This window comes from Aeromonas sp. V90_14 (assembly GCF_029967615.1).
Lineage (GTDB): Bacteria > Pseudomonadota > Gammaproteobacteria > Enterobacterales > Aeromonadaceae > Aeromonas > Aeromonas hydrophila.
The window spans coordinates 212,701-228,767 of the sequence record NZ_JASCAS010000034.1 but is presented as its reverse complement, the minus strand read 5'-3'; the positions used below and the strand labels follow the sequence as shown (position 1 = coordinate 228,767).

General features: G+C 60.6%; 13 protein-coding genes. 6 read left to right on the top strand and 7 right to left on the bottom strand.

Annotated features, from left to right (window positions below; translation table 11 throughout):
- Window positions 1-78: 78 nt before the first annotated feature.
- On the top strand, window positions 79-1,236 hold the full coding sequence (locus tag QLG02_RS14600) for an AGE family epimerase/isomerase (protein ID WP_282465507.1): 1,158 nt from the start codon (window positions 79-81) through the stop codon (window positions 1,234-1,236).
- Between the two features lie 24 nt (window positions 1,237-1,260).
- Here QLG02_RS14600 and QLG02_RS14595 read toward each other — a convergent pair whose 3' ends face one another.
- On the bottom strand, window positions 1,261-1,512 hold the full coding sequence (locus QLG02_RS14595) for a DUF1289 domain-containing protein (protein ID WP_077096264.1): 252 nt from the start codon (window positions 1,510-1,512) through the stop codon (window positions 1,261-1,263).
- Window positions 1,513-1,662: 150 nt separating this feature from the next.
- Between QLG02_RS14595 and mltA the strand changes: the two genes are divergently transcribed.
- Window positions 1,663-2,814, top strand: coding sequence for a murein transglycosylase A (gene mltA / locus QLG02_RS14590; protein WP_139387905.1), 1,152 nt, complete (start codon window positions 1,663-1,665; stop codon window positions 2,812-2,814).
- A gap of 108 nt (window positions 2,815-2,922) precedes the next feature.
- On the opposite strand, the gene yfaE is transcribed toward mltA, so the two are convergent.
- The 5 genes from yfaE to ubiG form a co-directional block, all read right to left on the bottom strand.
- Complete coding sequence (gene yfaE, locus QLG02_RS14585; protein WP_168967574.1) at window positions 2,923-3,243, bottom strand: class I ribonucleotide reductase maintenance protein YfaE; 321 nt, start codon at window positions 3,241-3,243, stop codon at window positions 2,923-2,925.
- Complete coding sequence (nrdB, locus tag QLG02_RS14580) at window positions 3,240-4,373, bottom strand: class Ia ribonucleoside-diphosphate reductase subunit beta (RefSeq protein ID WP_282465506.1); 1,134 nt, start codon at window positions 4,371-4,373, stop codon at window positions 3,240-3,242. The genes yfaE and nrdB overlap by 4 nt, the downstream gene beginning before the upstream one ends.
- 66 nt (window positions 4,374-4,439) lie before the next feature.
- Window positions 4,440-6,707 (bottom strand): class 1a ribonucleoside-diphosphate reductase subunit alpha, encoded by a 2,268-nt coding sequence (nrdA, locus tag QLG02_RS14575; protein WP_029300959.1) that lies wholly within the window; start codon window positions 6,705-6,707, stop codon window positions 4,440-4,442.
- A gap of 579 nt (window positions 6,708-7,286) precedes the next feature.
- Window positions 7,287-7,973 (bottom strand): HAD-IA family hydrolase, encoded by a 687-nt coding sequence (locus QLG02_RS14570; RefSeq protein WP_017410131.1) that lies wholly within the window; start codon window positions 7,971-7,973, stop codon window positions 7,287-7,289.
- Window positions 7,973-8,689 (bottom strand): bifunctional 2-polyprenyl-6-hydroxyphenol methylase/3-demethylubiquinol 3-O-methyltransferase UbiG, encoded by a 717-nt coding sequence (gene ubiG / locus QLG02_RS14565; RefSeq protein WP_016350657.1) that lies wholly within the window; start codon window positions 8,687-8,689, stop codon window positions 7,973-7,975. The genes QLG02_RS14570 and ubiG overlap by 1 nt, the downstream gene beginning before the upstream one ends.
- Before the next feature lie 201 nt (window positions 8,690-8,890).
- Between ubiG and gyrA the strand changes: the two genes are divergently transcribed.
- Window positions 8,891-11,614: a DNA topoisomerase (ATP-hydrolyzing) subunit A gene (gyrA, locus tag QLG02_RS14560; protein WP_348994630.1), complete on the top strand. Its 2,724-nt coding sequence runs from the start codon at window positions 8,891-8,893 to the stop codon at window positions 11,612-11,614.
- A 266-nt stretch (window positions 11,615-11,880) separates the two neighbouring features.
- Window positions 11,881-12,051, top strand: a complete 171-nt coding sequence (locus QLG02_RS14555; protein WP_282465505.1) for a hypothetical protein — start codon at window positions 11,881-11,883, stop codon at window positions 12,049-12,051.
- A 30-nt stretch (window positions 12,052-12,081) separates the two neighbouring features.
- Here QLG02_RS14555 and QLG02_RS14550 read toward each other — a convergent pair whose 3' ends face one another.
- A complete protein-coding gene (locus tag QLG02_RS14550) occupies window positions 12,082-13,137 on the bottom strand; it encodes a PA0069 family radical SAM protein (protein ID WP_282465504.1) in 1,056 nt (351 codons plus the stop codon).
- Window positions 13,138-13,311: 174 nt separating this feature from the next.
- Between QLG02_RS14550 and QLG02_RS14545 the strand changes: the two genes are divergently transcribed.
- Entirely contained in the window at window positions 13,312-13,899 is a 588-nt protein-coding gene (locus tag QLG02_RS14545; RefSeq protein WP_282465503.1) for a tetratricopeptide repeat protein, read from the top strand.
- 236 nt (window positions 13,900-14,135) lie between these two features.
- Window positions 14,136-16,064 (top strand): threonine--tRNA ligase, encoded by a 1,929-nt coding sequence (gene thrS / locus QLG02_RS14540; protein ID WP_282465502.1) that lies wholly within the window; start codon window positions 14,136-14,138, stop codon window positions 16,062-16,064.
- Window positions 16,065-16,067 lie beyond the last annotated feature (3 nt).

The window sequence follows — 16,067 nt, the reverse complement described above, 5'->3', positions numbered from 1 at the left end:
AGGGTGAGCACAGACAGGGGAGAGCGGGGCTCTCCCTTTTTATGGGCTGGATGATGGGTTGGCTGGAGAGGTGCTGAGATGCATGACGAGATAAGAGAGGCGGCGCAGCGCTGCCGACGCTGGCTGGTGGAGGAGGCGCTGCCTCGTTGGGGAGCAAGGGGTTTTGATTGGGAGCGGGGGCTGTTTGCCGAGGGGCTGGATGGCGCAGGAGCGCCGCTCTGGCAGCCCATTCGTTTTCGGGTGCAGAGCCGCCAGATCTACGTGTTCAGCCACGCCACCCTGCTCGGCTGGTATGAGGGGGGCGAGCTGGCAGAGCGCTGCGCCAGGTTCGGCATGAGGCACTTTGATGATGGCGCCGGCAACCAGCTGTTTTCCCTCAATGCCGATGGCTCGCTCGCCGATGGTTCGGTGTGCTGCTACGAATACGCTTTTGCCCTGCTGGCCGAGTGCTGGCTCTACCGTTTGAGCGGCGAGCCGCGCTGGCAGCAGCAGGCCGAGTCGCGCTATCAGGCCATCGAACTGCTCTTTGCCGATCCCCTGTATGGTGGGTTTCACTCCCGCTTTCCGCCAAGCGTGCTGCGCAGTCAAAACCCTCATATGCATCTGTTCGAAGCGCTGCTGGTGGCGGCGGAGTGCTTTGATGATCCGCGCTGGCAGGGGCGCACCCATCGGCTCTATCAGCTGTTTCGCCAGCGCTTTCTGGAGCCCGTCTTGCTGCGGGAGTTCTTCGATGAACGGCTTCTCCCGACCCATCCCGATTCGCACCTGATCGACCCGGGCCATCACTACGAGTGGTGCTGGCTGCTGGCCCGTTACCGGGCATTGGCACAAGAGTGGGAATGTGGGCCGAGTGAGGGCGAGATAGGCGAGGGGATCGCCATCCTGACCCGCTTTGCCGCCGCTCACGGCCACGGGCCGACCGGGCTGGTGCTGGATGAACTCACCGATGACGGGCTGCCCCATCGGGCGACCAGCCGGCTCTGGTGTCAGACCGAGCAGCTCAAGGCGCTGCTGGCAGCCTACGAGCGGCGAGGGGAGGCTGAGACAGCCCGCCGGATTGGTGAGGTGGTGGGGCGGATCTTTGACTATTACCTGATGCCAGCCCTGCCGGGTCAGTGGCTAGATCAGGTGGATGTGACGGGGGCGCCGTTGGCCGACCATGCACCGGCCAGCACCTTCTATCACCTGTTCGTGGCGTTCAGCGAGCTGGTGCGGGTGGCGCAAAGGGAGGGGTAAAGAGGGATAAAAGAAGGGCTGGGTTTAAAAATCCCAGCCAGGTTGCTCTGGCGACTCGGGTTGGGCCCCCTCCTGCGCCTTGCGGCGAGCGGCCTCCACCCGCGCCTTGCGACCACGGCACAGGCGCATCACCTCTTGTTGCTGGGCATGGCTCATGGTGAGCCAGTTGAAACGCTCCTCGCGGCTGCGCAGGCACCCCTTGCAGTAGCCCTTGTTGTTCACTTCGCAGACCCCGATGCAGGGGCTCTGCAGCGGGAAAATTTCGAGCTGTTCCATCCATGGCCTCTCACACCCTGTTACCTTGTTATAACCCAGAAGATCCCCTTTGGAGAAATCCGCCGTCCCAGGCCTGAAGGCGTTTGCTTTCCCCCTGCAAATTTGGCATCTTCCCCGCCGAACATAACCCTTGGTGTTATATGAGGACATATGAATAAACACGCTTACTGGCTGACCGCCGCAGTGCTGGGGTTGGCCGGTTGTGCGGGCAATTCTGAGCAAGCCCAGGTGCCCAAAAACAAACCCGATGCCAGATGTTTTCTCAACTGCGAGGTGCCGGAAAATCTGGGCAAGCAGTATCTGGACGGTCCCCTGCCTGATGATCTGGTGCGAGTGGAGCGGGTCAACAGCCGACAGCGCGCCGACTACAGCAAGTTCGGCCCCCAGAGCCGGCTGGTGCTGGAGCGCTCCGGCAAGATGACCCGTCGCTATGGCGAGCTTTACCATCAACTCTCCCGCTGGGTGGCCAATGGCGGCGATCCCGCTCAGATCACCCGTTACGGCATCAGCCTGGCCCAGCTGGGCGGCTCGGATCGGATGGGCAACGTGCTGTTCACCGGTTACTACTCGCCGGTGCTGGAGGTGCGTCACCGCCCGGATGCCAAGTACAAGTACCCCATCTATGCCATGCCCAAATGTGGTGGCCGCTGTCCGACCCGGGCCCAGATCCACCAGGGGGCTCTGGCCAACCGCGGGCTGGAGCTGGGCTACAGCAAATCCCTCATCGACAATTTCCTGATGGATGTGCAGGGCTCGGGCTTCGTTCACTATGGCGATGATGATCGGCTGCAATATCTGGGTTACAGCGGCAAGAACGGTCACGGTTACGTCAGCATCGGCCGGGTGCTGATCGACCGCGGTGAAGTGCCCAAGGAGCAGATGTCCATGAAGGCCATCAAGGAGTGGGCCAACCGTCAGCCGGAGGAGAGCGTCAAGGAGCTGGTGGAGCAGAACCCCTCCTATGTCTTCTTCGAGCGTCGCCCCACCAACGACGTGATCGGGGCTGCCGGCATTCCGCTGTTGCCGATGGCGGCGGTGGCCGCCGACAAGACCCTGCTGCCGATGGGCACGCCGATCCTGGCGGAAGTGCCGCTGCTGGACAAAGAGGGCAACTGGACCGGCAAGCACCAGCTGCGGCTGTTGATCGCGCTGGATGTGGGCGGGGCGGTGAAGAAGGGCCACCTCGACCTCTACCACGGCATGGGTGAGAAGGCCGGTGTCGCGGCCGGTCACTACAAGCACTTCGGCCGGGTCTGGAAGCTGGGTCTGCACCATGGGCCGACCGCCGCGCCCTGGCTGTAAGGTCCTGTGGGGGCGGTTGTGCATCAGCCGCCCGCCTACAAGGCATAGAAAAAAGCCGCCGGAGCAATCCGGCGGCTTTTTGTTTGCTGACGCGAACCTGAGGGGGGCTCAGCGCTTCTTGATGTCCAGCCGGATGGCGCCCACCGGTTTGCAGCAGCAGGGCAGGCACTCTCCGTGGGAGACAAAGGCGAGCGGCACGGCGGCATAGTGCACCTTGCCTGCCAGCAGCGGGGTGCGGCAGGCGCCGCAATAGCCGCTGCGGCACTGGAACTCCACGTGATGACCGTGGCGCTCCAGGGTTTCCAGCACGCTCTCGCCGGGATGGGCGTGCAGCACGCCATCCTGGGTATGCACCCGTGGCGAGCCTGCGTCGCTTGGAGCGGGGGCCGCGTGCGGGGCAGGGGTCAGCGTGCTGCTGGCGTCACTCACAGTTCGAAATCACCCAGGTCTTCGGCATTCACTTCGCTGTCGATCTGACCCACCAGATAGGAGCTCACTTCCACTTCCTGCGGGGCGACCTGCACGTTGTCGGACGACAGCCAGGTGTTGATCCAGGGGATCGGGTTCTGCTTGGCCCCGGCAAAGGCTGGCTGCAGACCCACCGCATTCATGCGCAGGTTGGTGATGTACTCCACGTACTGGCAGAGGATGTCCTTGTTCAGACCGATCATGGAGCCGTCCTGGAACAGGTACTCGGCCCATTCCTTCTCCTGAATGGCCGCTTCCTTGAACAGCTTGAAGCAGGCCTGCTCGCACTCGGCGGCAATCTCGGCCATCTCGGGGTCGTCCTGGCCGCTGCGCATCAGGTTCAGCATGTGCTGGGTCCCGGTCAGGTGCAGCGCTTCGTCGCGGGCGATCATCTTGATGATCTTGGCGTTGCCCTCCATCAGCTCGCGCTCGGCGAAGGCGAAGGAGCAGGCAAAGCTGACGTAGAAGCGGATCGCTTCCAGCGCGTTGACGCTCATCAGGCACAGGTAGAGTTTCTTTTTCAGCTCGCGCAAGGTGATGGTCACGTCACGACCGGCCACCCGGTGGGTGCCTTCACCGTGCAGGTTGTAGAGCGCGGTCGCCTCGATCAGATCGTCGTAGAAGTGGCTGATGGAGCCGGCGCGCTTCAAGATCTGCTCGTTGGTGACGATGTCGTCGAACACCTGGGCGGGGGTGTTGACGATGTTGCGGATGATGTGGGTGTAGGAGCGAGAGTGGATGGTCTCCGAGAAGGCCCAGGTCTCGATCCAGGTTTCCAGCTCCGGAATGGAAACCAGCGGCAGCAGCGCCACGTTGGGGCTGCGACCCTGGATGGAATCCAGCAGGGTCTGGTACTTCAGGTTGGAGATGAAGATGTGCTGCTCGTGGGGCGGCAGGGCCTGGAAGTCGATGCGGTCGTGGGAGACGTCCACCTCTTCCGGGCGCCAGAAGAAGGAGAGCTGCTTTTCGATCAGCCGTTCGAACACTTCGTGTTTTTGCTGGTCATAACGGGCCACGTTGACCGATTGGCCGAAAAACATCGGCTCCTTGAGCTGGTCGTTTTGGGTCTGGCAGAACGTTGAATAGGCCATGGTGATTTGAATGTCTTGAATAAGGGGAAACAGGAGGGCGGGAGCTTCATGCTCCCGCCCGGTTCATCAGATCTTGCAGGCGCCGCCAGCACAACCGTCATCTTGCAGATCGGTCTGGGCATCGTCCGCACCATCACGGGTGTTGTGATAGTAGAGGGTCTTGAGGCCGTATTTGTAGGCGGTCAGCAAGTCCTTCAGCAGCTGCTTCATCGGTACCTTGTTGCCTTCGAAACGGGCGGGATCATAGTTGGTGTTGGCGGAGATCGCCTGATCCACAAACTTCTGCATGATACCGACCAGCTGCAGGTAACCATCGACGCTCGGTTGCTTCCAGAGCAGTTCGTATTGATCCTTCAGGCGGTCATACTCGGGCACCACCTGCTTGAGGATGCCGTCCTTGGAGGCCTTGACCGACACCAGGCCGCGCGGCGGCTCGATGCCGTTGGTGGCGTTGGAGATCTGGCTGGAGGTCTCGCTCGGCATCAGGGCGGTCAGGGTGGAGTTGCGCAGACCCACGGTACGGATCTCTTCGCGCAGCGCTTCCCAGTCCAGGTGCAGCGGCTCGTTGCACAGGTTGTCCAGATCCTTTTTATAGGTATCGATGGGCAGGATCCCCTGGGCATAGGTGGTCTCGTTGAAGGCCGGGCAGGGGCCGAACTCGCGGGCCAGCTGCACGGAAGCCTTCAACAGGTAGTACTGGATCGCCTCGAAGGTGCGGTGGGTCAGCGCCAGACCGGAACCGTCGGAGTAGCGGGCACCGTTCTTCGCCAGGTAGTAGGCGTAGTTGATGACGCCGATCCCCAGGGTACGGCGGTTCATGCTGCCCTTCATCGCGGCTTTGAGCGGGTAGTCCTGATAGTCGAGCAGGGCATCCAGAGCGCGCACGGCGAGATCCGCCATCTCTTCCAGATCTTCCAGCTTCTCGATGGCACCCAGGTTGAAGGCGGACAGGGTGCAGAGCGCGATCTCGCCCTCTTCGTCATCCACGTTGTTGAGCGGCTTGGTGGGCAGCGCAATCTCGAGGCAGAGGTTGGACTGGCGCACCGGCGCCACGCTCGGATCAAACGGGCTGTGGGTGTTGCAGTGGTCCACGTTCTGGATGTAGATGCGACCGGTACCGGCGCGCTCCTGCATCATCAGGGAGAAGAGATCGACCGCCTTGAGGGTCTTCTTGCGAATGCTCGGATCCTGCTCGTACTTGACGTAGAGCTCTTCGAACTTGTCCTGATCCGCGAAGAAGGCATCGTACAGGCCAGGTGCATCGGACGGGGAGAACAGGGTGATGTCGCCGCCTTTGATGAGGCGCTGATACATCAGCTTGTTGATCTGCACGCCGTAGTCCATGTGACGGACCCGGTTCTCTTCCACGCCGCGGTTGTTCTTCAGTACCAGCAGGCTCTCCACTTCGGTGTGCCACAGCGGGTAGAACAGGGTGGCCGCACCGCCGCGCACGCCGCCCTGGGAACAGCACTTCACGGCAGTCTGGAAGTACTTGTAGAAGGGGATGCAACCGGTGTGGAAGGCTTCGCCGCCACGGATGGGGCTGCCCAGACCACGGATGCGGCCGGCGTTGATGCCGATGCCGGCGCGCTGGGAGACGTAACGCACGATGGCGCTGGCGGTGGCATTGATGGAATCCAGGCTGTCGTCGCACTCGATCAGCACGCAGGAGCTGAACTGACGGGTCGGGGTGCGCACGCCGCTCATGATCGGGGTCGGCAGCGAGATCTTGAAGGTCGAGACCGCATCATAGAAGCGCTTGATGTAGTCCAGACGGGTATCTTTCGGATACTTGGAGAAGAGGCAGGCCGCTACCAGGATGTAGAGGAACTGCGGGCTCTCGTAAATTTCGCCGGTGACGCGGTTCTGGACCAGGTACTTGCCTTCCAGCTGCTTGACCGCCGCGTAGGAGAAGTCCATGTCGCGCCAGTGATCCAGGTGCTGGTTCAGCTCCTCGAATTCGGCCTGGCTGTAGTCTTCCAGCAGGTGCTTGTCATACTTGCCCATGTCCACCAGCTTGGCGACGTGCTGATAGAGGTGGGGCGGCTCGAACTGGCCGTAGGCCTTCTTGCGCAGGTGGAAGATGGCCAGGCGGGCGGCCATGTACTGGTAGTCCGGGCTTTGCTCGGAGATCAGGTCAGCAGCGGCCTTGATGACGGTTTCGTGGATATCGGCGGTACGGATACCGTCATAGAACTGGATGTGGGACTTGAGTTCCACCTGGGAGACCGACACGTTGTCGAGACCCTCGGCAGCCCAGTCGAGCACGCGGTGAATTTTATCCAGATCGATGGGTTCTTTGTGGCCGTTACGCTTCGTCACAAACAAGTTCATTGGCTGATGACCTTTAGTTGATTCCCGAAAAACCATCGCACGGCGTTCGCCTCCAGACCTGTGAGAGGCGTGGGAGGTGGGGACCTATTGTGCGATGAATCACAAGATATAGTGTTATTTTGATTTCGAGCTACAAGATAGTGAGGTCGGCCCGGCTTTGCAATCTGTGGATAAGGGATTAGCTGTGGATAAATTGTGGGTGTTCCGCTCTGTGTTAGTGGACGCTCACAGCGAGTGGGTTTTCATCCGTCCGATCCGGTAAATGCAAGTCTGATGATCGAACATGGAAAATTTAAATAACTTTTTTTGCTTGCGAAAAGGGGGTGTTTTTACTAGCAAATTCAGCCTGATTATCCCTTGTGCAGCAAGGGTCAAAAGGTGTCCGATCTCGCCGCTTCCCTGCTTGTCAAACCGCCAAAACGGGGGATCGCCAGCGATCCCCCGTGGTGACTACCGAGGCACTGCCGCGATCAATCAACAGTGCTCATCTGGCCACCCTTTGGCGGCAAAGCTGCCTTTGTGATCCATCTCTGTTGTCTGCTTCCTGTACCAGAGGGTACCCGGCACGGGCTGGCAATCTCAGCCCAGCTCGTAGCGCAGCCAGTGGTGCAGGGCCTGCACGGTGTCAAAGTGCAGGTCGGCGCCCCACTGGGCCGGATCCTCGTCGTCATTGAGATAACCCCAGCCGGCGACCGCGGTGCGCATGCCGGCGTTGCGGCCGGCCTCGATGTCGCGCACGTGATCTCCCACATATAGGCAGTGGCTCGCCTCGACGCCAAGCTGGTCGCAGGCAAAGTACATGGGGGCGGGGTCGGGCTTGCGCACTGGCAGGGTGTCGGCGCTGACGGTCACGCCACAACTGGCGAGCTCGGGCAGGGCCGCCAGCAGCGGCTCGGTGAGAAAGCCCGGCTTGTTGGTGACGATGCCCCAGGGCAGCTGCTTCTCGTCGAGCCACTCGATGAGATCCACCATCCCTTCATAGGGACGGGTGCCAACGCAGAGGTTGGCGGCGTAGTAATCGAGCAGGGCGGTGCGAAGGCGGGTGGCGCCTAGCTCTTCGAGCAGTTCGTCACCAAGACCGGCCCTGAGCAGCCCGAGCGCCCCGTGGGAGGTGGTCTGACGGATGATGTCGTCAGAGAGGGGGGCAAAGCCTTCGCTTATCAGCACGTGGTTGACGGCGGCCCCCAGATCGGGCGCGGTGTCGAGCAGGGTGCCGTCCAGATCGAACAGCACGCAGCCAAGGGGCGCAGCAGAGTGAGTCGTCATCAGCCTTGCTCCGGGCGCTCGAACGCCACCATGTAGTTGACGTCGACGTTGCGACCGAGCTTGAAGCTGTTGGAGAGCGGTGCGTAGTGCACCCCGCTCATGTCCCGTACCAGCAGGCCCGCCGCCTCACCCATGCGACACAGTTCGGCGGGGGTGATGAACTTCTTGTGGTCGTGGGTGCCCTTGGGCACCATCTTCATCAGGTACTCGGCGCCGAGGATCATCATCAGATAGGCTTTCGGGTTGCGGTTGATGGTGGAGACGAACACCTTGCCGCCCGGGCGCACCAGGGTGGCGATGGCGCGCAGTACGGAGGCGGGATCCGGCACGTGCTCCAGCATCTCCATGCAGGTGACCACGTCGTACTGGCCGGGGGCCTCATCGGCGTGGGCTTCGGCGGTGATCTGGCGATACTCGAGCTCCACGCCTGCCTCGAGGGCATGGAGGCGGGCGACCCCGAGGGGCTCCTTGCCCATGTCGATGCCGGTGACCTTGGCGCCCCGGCGGGCCATGCTCTCGGCGAGAATGCCGCCGCCGCAGCCGATGTCGAGGATGCGCTTGCCGAACAGGCCGCCGCTCTTGTCGGTGATCCAGTCAAGGCGCACCGGGTTTATCTGGTGCAGCGGCTTGAACTCTCCCTCCATGTCCCACCAGCGGGAGGCGATGGCTTCGAATTTGGCAATTTCTGTCAGATCGACATTGGCATCACTGTGCATTTTTTGATGATCCTGTGGCAAGGGCGCGCAGGCTGGGTGGGGCGCGCGCAATCTGTTGTCCTGGCGGGCATTATAACGGACGGACTTTGTCACACCAGCCCGACTTGTTACCGGATTTGTGGCTTAAGGTATTTGGCTCAGTGTGTTACCATGTCGCGCTGTTTAAGCCAAAGAACAACTAATTAGGGATTAAGGCTTTCTATGAGCGATCTGGCCAGAGAGATCACGCCGGTCAACATCGAAGAAGAGCTCAAGAGTTCCTATCTTGATTACGCCATGAGCGTGATCGTAGGACGAGCTCTGCCGGATGTGCGTGATGGCTTGAAACCGGTTCACCGCCGCGTTCTGTATGCAATGAACGAGCTGGGGAACGACTGGAACAAGCCCTATAAAAAATCGGCCCGTGTGGTCGGTGACGTAATCGGTAAATATCACCCGCACGGCGACAGTGCCGTGTATGACACCATCGTTCGCATGGCGCAGGATTTCTCCATGCGTTACATGCTGGTCGATGGTCAGGGCAACTTCGGTTCGGTCGACGGCGACAGCGCCGCCGCCATGCGTTACACCGAAGTGCGGATGGCCCGCATCTCCCACGAGCTGCTGGCCGATCTGGACAAAGAGACCGTGGACTGGGTGCCGAACTATGACGGCACCGAGATGATCCCGGCTGTCATGCCCACCAAGGTTCCCAACCTGCTGGTCAACGGCTCCTCCGGTATTGCGGTGGGCATGGCGACCAACATTCCGCCTCACAACCTCACCGAGATAGTCAACGGCTGTCTGGCGTTGATCGAGAACGGCGACCTCACCATCGACGAGCTGATGACCTACATCACCGGCCCGGATTTCCCCACTGGTGGCATCATCAACGGTCGTTCCGGCATCGTGCAGGCGTACCGTACCGGTCGTGGCTCCGTCTATGTGCGTGCCAAGGCCGAAGTGGAGGTGGACGAGAAGACCAGTCGCGAGACCATCATCGTTCACGAGATCCCCTATCAGGTGAACAAGGCGCGGCTGATCGAGAAGATCGCCGAGCTGGTCAAAGAGAAGAAGATCGAGGGCATCAGTGCCCTGCGCGATGAGTCCGACAAGGACGGCATGCGCATCGTTATCGAGATCAAGCGCGGCGAGTCCGGCGAGATTGTGCTGAACAATCTCTACAAGCACACCCAGATGCAGACCACGTTCGGCATCAACATGGTGGCGCTCGATAACAACCAGCCCAAGGTGATGAACCTCAAAGAGATCCTGGATGCGTTCCTGCTGCACCGCCGTGAAGTGGTGACCCGCCGGACCGTGTTCGAACTGCGCAAGGCGCGGGATCGGGCTCACATCCTGGAAGGCCTGGCGGTGGCGCTGGCCAACATCGACCCGGTCATCGAGCTCATTCGCCACAGCGCGACCCCGGCCGACGCGAAAGCGGGCCTGGTTGCCCGCGGCTGGGAGCTCGGCAACGTGGCCTCCATGCTGGAGAAAGCCGGTGACGACGCGGCACGCCCCGAGTGGCTGGAACCCGAGTTCGGCATCCGCGAAGGTCACTACTACCTGACCGAGCAGCAGGCCCAGGCCATCCTTGACCTGCGTCTGCACAAGCTGACCGGCCTCGAGCACGAGAAGATCCTGGAAGAGTACCAGTCTCTGCTGGATCTCATCGCCGAGCTGCTGTTCATCTTGGCGAGCCCGGTGCGGTTGATGGAAGTGATCCGTGACGAACTGCTGGCCGTGCGCGAGCAGTACGGCGACGAGCGTCGTACCGAGATCAGCATGTCCAGTGCCGAGATCAACATCGAAGATCTGATCACCCCGGAAGACGTGGTCGTGACCTTGTCTCACCAGGGTTACGTGAAGTATCAGCCGCTCTCCGACTACGAGGCCCAGCGCCGTGGTGGTCGTGGCAAGTCGGCCACCCGGATCAAGGAAGAGGACTTTGTGGAGCGTCTGCTGGTGGCCAACACCCACGACACCATTCTGTGCTTCTCCACCCGTGGCAAAGTCTACTGGCTCAAGGTGTATCAATTGCCGGAGGCGTCCCGTGGCGCGCGCGGTCGTCCGATCATCAACCTGCTGCCGCTGGATGAGGGTGAGCGCATCACCGCCATTCTGCCTGTTGAAGAATATGACGCTGACAAGTATGTGTTCTTCGCCACCGCCAACGGCACCGTGAAGAAGACCAGCTTGTCTGACTTTAGCAATCCGCGCTCCTCCGGTATTCACGCCATCAAACTCAAAGAGGGTGATGAGCTGATCGGGGTGGACATCACCGATGGCAGCAACGAGATCATGCTGTTCTCCGATGCGGGCAAGGTGGTTCGCTTCGCGGAAGGCAGCGGTCGCGCAGATGCCGATGCCACTGACGAAGTCGATACCGATGACGACGCCGGCAACGACGATGATGGCAGCGACAATGGCGAAGGCACCGAAAGCAAGGGCACCTTCAAGGGCGTACGTCCCATGGGTCGTACCGCTGCCGGTGTGCGCGGCATCAAGCTGGGCGCCGGTGACAAGGTGGTGTCCCTCATCGTGCCGCGTGGCGACGGGGCCATCCTCACCGCCACCGAGAACGGTTACGGCAAGCGCACCGCACTGGACGAATACCCGACCAAGAGCCGCGGTACCCAGGGTGTTCGTTCCATCAAGGTTGACGAGCGCAACGGCAAGGTGATCGACGCGATCCAGGTCGAGAATACCGACCAGATCATGCTGATCACCAATGGTGGTACCCTGGTACGTACCCGGGTTGCCGAGGTGAGCATCATCGGCCGTAACACCGGCGGTGTGCGTCTGATCCGTACCGGTGAAGACGAGACCGTGGTCGGTCTGCAGCGCGTCGCTGAAAGTGATGAGGAAGACGTTAAGAGATATTACTACTGCCCATGTTCCGGCTACAATCAACCTCTTTTACCACCACCTGATTATTCCTAATAATTAGGCACAGTTATGATCATGAGAGCGACCCAGGTGGTCGCTCTTTATTTATCCACTTGTTTATTTATGTCGGTAGGATCCTCTTCTGTTCCCGGTTGTCTGCCCCAGGCAGCTTGTTCCCCGTGACTGACATGGATTGCGGCCATGTCGCTTATAACAGTTCCTTCAGCTGGATGTCATCCCCCTGCCATAGAGGGCCATCATGCTGCTCCCGTTGGAGAGAAACCACCATAGACGCAGGTAACGCCTGTCAGGAGCATGTCATGACCAGCTGGGTAATGTGGGAGATCTGGTGGAGCCGGGTATGGGGCGAGGCAGAGATGGATGCGCGCGCAGGCGAATATGAACCTGAGGTGGCACATGAGCCAGCCCGTTTGCCCGCCGAGTTGATTGCCCGCAGCAGCAAGGCCAGTGCGTCGCGGCCAAGGGGCTGAGGCTTTGCCCGTGGCGGGCTTGACGGGAGCCTAGAACAATCGCAACTGCTCGCCAGGGCGGATGAAGGCATCCTGGCGCAGCTGAAAGTGGCGCTTGCCGAGCCCGAGCCGTTTGGCGATCAACCGAAAGCGCTGGGCCAGCAGATCGGCAAACTGGCCTTCTCCCCGCATCCGGCTGCCGAAGGCGGGACTGTTGAGGGCGCCGTCCCGGCTGGCCCGCAGCTGGTTGAGGATTGCCTCCTTCTGGCCGGGATAGTGCTCATCCAGCCAGTCACTGAACAACGGTGCCAGCTCGTGGGGCAGTCGCAACAGGATATAGTCGGCGCAGTGGGCTCCGGCCTCGGCAGCGCCTTTGATGATCTGCTCGAGCTCGGGCTCGTTGAGCCGCGGGATCATGGGGGCCGCCAGCACGCCGACCGGCACACCGGCCCTGGCCAGTTTCTCCACCACCTTGAGCCGGCCGGCCCCGGTGCTGGCTCTTGGCTCCAGCTGTCGCCGCAATGTCTCATTCAAGGTCGTGACCGACACCATCACCTGGCAGAGCCCCTCCCGGGCCAGCTCCGTCAGCAGCTCGAGGTCGCGCAATATCATGGCGCTCTTGGTAATGATCCCGACCGGATGGCGGTGGGCCAGCATCACCGTCAACAGCTCGCGGGTGAGGCGATAGTGATGCTCGATGGGCTGATAGGGATCGGTATTGGCTCCCAGCACTATGGTCTGCGGCTGATAGGCGGGTCTGGCAAACTCCCGGCGCAGCAGCTCGGCGGCATTGAGCTTGGCGAACAAGCGGGTCTCGAAGTCGAGGCCGGGGGAGAGCTCGAGATAGGCGTGGCTCGGTCTGGCGTAGCAATAAATGCAGCCGTGTTCACAGCCCTGATAGGGGTTGATGGAGCGGCTGAAAGGGACGTCGGGAGAGCTGTTGTAACTGATGATGCTGCGGGCGCTGATCTCCGTCACCTCGGTGCGGGGATCGCTGGTGGCAAATGCCGCTTCCCACTCGGGTTGGGACCAGCCATCGTCGACCGCATCGACCCGCTGGCCGCTGAAACGGTGATCAACATTGTGGGAACTGCCTCGACCTGCCATCGCATTACACCAATACTGTTTATATATACAGTTATCATGCTGGCCCCCATTGCCGAATGCAAGCCCTGCCGACTCAGCCGGCCATAAAAAGCATGTCAAAGGGATCTCTTGCTTGATCGCGGCGCTACATTTCGTTTACATAGACGAAATGCGAACTGGATCACGGAAATCATCATGGCACCCATCACCTCTCGCTGGCTCTTCATCGCTGTCATTGCGCTGGTTATCTGGCGTCTGATCCCGCTCTCCACCGAGCAGGAGATGGCCTCGGCCAATCGCGCCTGGCGTACCGGTCATTTTGATGAGGCGACCCGGATCTGGTCGCCACTGGCCGAGCAGGGCCAGCCACGGGCCCAGGCGCTGATGGGCTGGAGCCATGAAGTGGGGCAGGGGAGCGAGCAGGATATCAGCCGGGCCATCACTCTCTATCGTCAGGCGGCGCAGGCGGGGGATGCCTTCGGCCAATACCGGCTGGGGGAGGTCTACCTGCGGGGGGCCGGGGTGAAGCGGGATCTGCGCGAGGCGTTTCACTGGATGGAGCTGGCGGCCAAGAACGGCGATGTCCCCGCCATGTTGAAGGTGGGGGTACTGCATCTGATGGGGGTCAGCGGGCGGGTCGATCTGCCCCGTGCCAAGGAGTGGCTCTATCAGGCAGCCAAACAGGGCAACCAGCTGGCGCTCAAGGTGTTGCAGGAGCTGGAACTGGCGCAGGAGGGGAGCTCCACGTTCGATTTCAACTGGCAGTCTCTGCTGGGGGAATAGCTGCCAAGCACTTCATCTGACTGTAGAAAATCTCAGCAAACCAGATACAGCCCCGCCTACTTCTGGTAGCATGGTCCGGTTTTTGGTTTGTCTTGCGACGTTGAACGGGTTGTTTGCGTCGCGGGGCGCCTTCGCAAAGTGCTGTGGAGAGCCAGAACATCACCCATTTTTGAATGAATCTTTCCATCCCGCATGTGCCCTTTGGTAGGGGGCACCACTGTATAAGGAAACACACAATGCCAATCATTACTCTGCCTGATGGCAGCCAACGTCAATTTGCCCACGCCGTTTCCGTCATGGATGTGGCCGCGGACATCGGTCCCGGTCTCGCCAAGGCGTGCATTGCCGGTCGGGTAAACGGTGAACTGGTGGATGCCTGCGAGCTGATCGAAGCCGATGCCTCTCTGGCCATCATCACCGCCAAAGACGAAGAAGGTCTGGACATCCTGCGCCACTCCTGTGCTCACCTGCTGGGTCATGCCATCAAGCAACTCTGGCCCCAGACCAAGATGGCCATCGGTCCCGTCATCGACAACGGTTTCTACTACGACATCGATCTCGATCGCACCCTGACTGACGAAGATCTGGCGGCGCTGGAAGAGCGCATGCTGGCGCTGGCCGCCAAGGATTACGACGTCATCAAGAAGAAGGTCTCCTGGCAGGAAGCACGCGACGTGTTCGAAGCCCGTGGCGAGACCTACAAGGTCGAGATCCTGGATCAGAACATTGCCCGTGATGACCAGCCCGGTCTGTATCATCACGAAGAGTACATCGACATGTGTCGCGGCCCGCACGTGCCCAACATGCGTCACTGCCATCACTTCAAGTTGCAGAAGATGTCCGGCGCCTACTGGCGCGGCGACTCCAACAACAAGATGCTGCAGCGCATCTACGGCACCGCCTGGGCCGACAAGAAGCAGCTCAAGGCTTACCTGCAGCGCCTCGAAGAGGCCGCCAAGCGAGACCACCGCAAGATCGGCAAGCAGCTCGACCTGTATCACATGCAGGAAGAAGCGCCCGGCATGGTGTTCTGGCACAACGATGGCTGGACCATCTTCCGTGAGCTGGAAACCTTCATCCGCGGCAAGCTCAAAGAGTACGACTATCAGGAGGTGAAAGGCCCCTTCATGATGGATCGCGTGCTGTGGGAGCGTTCAGGTCACTGGGAGAAATACGCCCAGGCCATGTTCACCACCCAGTCCGAGAACCGCGAGTACGCCATCAAGCCGATGAACTGCCCGGGTCACGTGCAGATCTTCAACCAGGGTCTGAAATCCTACCGCGATCTGCCGCTGCGCATGGCCGAGTTCGGCTCCTGCCACCGCAACGAGCCGTCCGGCTCCCTGCACGGTTTGATGCGAGTACGTGGTTTTACTCAGGATGATGCGCACATCTTCTGTACCGAAGAGCAGATCATGGAAGAGGTGTCTGCCTGTATCCGCATGGTCTACGACGTCTATGGCACCTTCGGCTTCGAGAACATCGTGGTCAAGCTCTCCACTCGTCCGGAACAGCGTATAGGCTCCGATGAGGCCTGGGATCGCGCCGAGGCCGCGCTGGCCGAGGCCCTGGTGCTGAACAATCTGAAGTACGATCTGCAGCCGGGTGAGGGGGCCTTCTACGGTCCCAAGATCGAATTTACCCTGCACGATTGCCTTGATCGTGCGTGGCAATGTGGTACCGTGCAGCTCGATTTTGCCCTGCCGGGCCGTCTGGGCGCCACCTACGTGGGTGAAGACAACGAACGTCATGTTCCCGTGATGATCCATCGCGCCATTCTGGGCTCACTGGAACGTTTCATCGGGATCCTGACCGAAGAGTACGCCGGACTGTTCCCGACCTGGCTGGCACCGACCCAAGCCGTGGTCATGAATATCACCGACAATCAGGCCGATTATGCCGTGAAAGTAGCCAAAGCATTGAATGATGCGGGCCTTCGCGCAAAAGCGGACTTGAGAAATGAGAAGATTGGCTTTAAAATCCGCGAGCATACTTTGAAGCGAGTACCCTTCATGCTGGTCTGCGGCGATAAAGAAGTAGAAGCCGGCAAGATTGCAGTGCGTACTCGTAAAGGGGCTGACCTGGGCACTTATCCTGTTGAAGAGCTGATTGCTCTGTTGACCCAGGAAGTTCAGACCCGCGGACAAAAGAAAGTGGAGGAATAAGCT

What these genes read in the sequence shown, in the direction of transcription:
- QLG02_RS14600 (WP_282465507.1), top strand. Translation starts at nt 79, where the DNA reads ATGCATGACGAGATAAGAGAGGCGGCGCAGCGCTGCCGACGCTGGCTG.
- QLG02_RS14595 (WP_077096264.1), bottom strand. Translation starts at nt 1,512, where the DNA reads ATGGAACAGCTCGAAATTTTCCCGCTGCAGAGCCCCTGCATCGGGGTC.
- mltA (WP_139387905.1), top strand. Translation starts at nt 1,663, where the DNA reads ATGAATAAACACGCTTACTGGCTGACCGCCGCAGTGCTGGGGTTGGCC.
- nrdB (WP_282465506.1), bottom strand. Translation starts at nt 4,373, where the DNA reads ATGGCCTATTCAACGTTCTGCCAGACCCAAAACGACCAGCTCAAGGAG.
- nrdA (WP_029300959.1), bottom strand. Translation starts at nt 6,707, where the DNA reads ATGAACTTGTTTGTGACGAAGCGTAACGGCCACAAAGAACCCATCGAT.
- QLG02_RS14570 (WP_017410131.1), bottom strand. Translation starts at nt 7,973, where the DNA reads ATGACGACTCACTCTGCTGCGCCCCTTGGCTGCGTGCTGTTCGATCTG.
- ubiG (WP_016350657.1), bottom strand. Translation starts at nt 8,689, where the DNA reads ATGCACAGTGATGCCAATGTCGATCTGACAGAAATTGCCAAATTCGAA.
- gyrA (WP_348994630.1), top strand. Translation starts at nt 8,891, where the DNA reads ATGAGCGATCTGGCCAGAGAGATCACGCCGGTCAACATCGAAGAAGAG.
- QLG02_RS14555 (WP_282465505.1), top strand. Translation starts at nt 11,881, where the DNA reads ATGACCAGCTGGGTAATGTGGGAGATCTGGTGGAGCCGGGTATGGGGC.
- QLG02_RS14550 (WP_282465504.1), bottom strand. Translation starts at nt 13,137, where the DNA reads ATGGCAGGTCGAGGCAGTTCCCACAATGTTGATCACCGTTTCAGCGGC.
- QLG02_RS14545 (WP_282465503.1), top strand. Translation starts at nt 13,312, where the DNA reads ATGGCACCCATCACCTCTCGCTGGCTCTTCATCGCTGTCATTGCGCTG.
- thrS (WP_282465502.1), top strand. Translation starts at nt 14,136, where the DNA reads ATGCCAATCATTACTCTGCCTGATGGCAGCCAACGTCAATTTGCCCAC.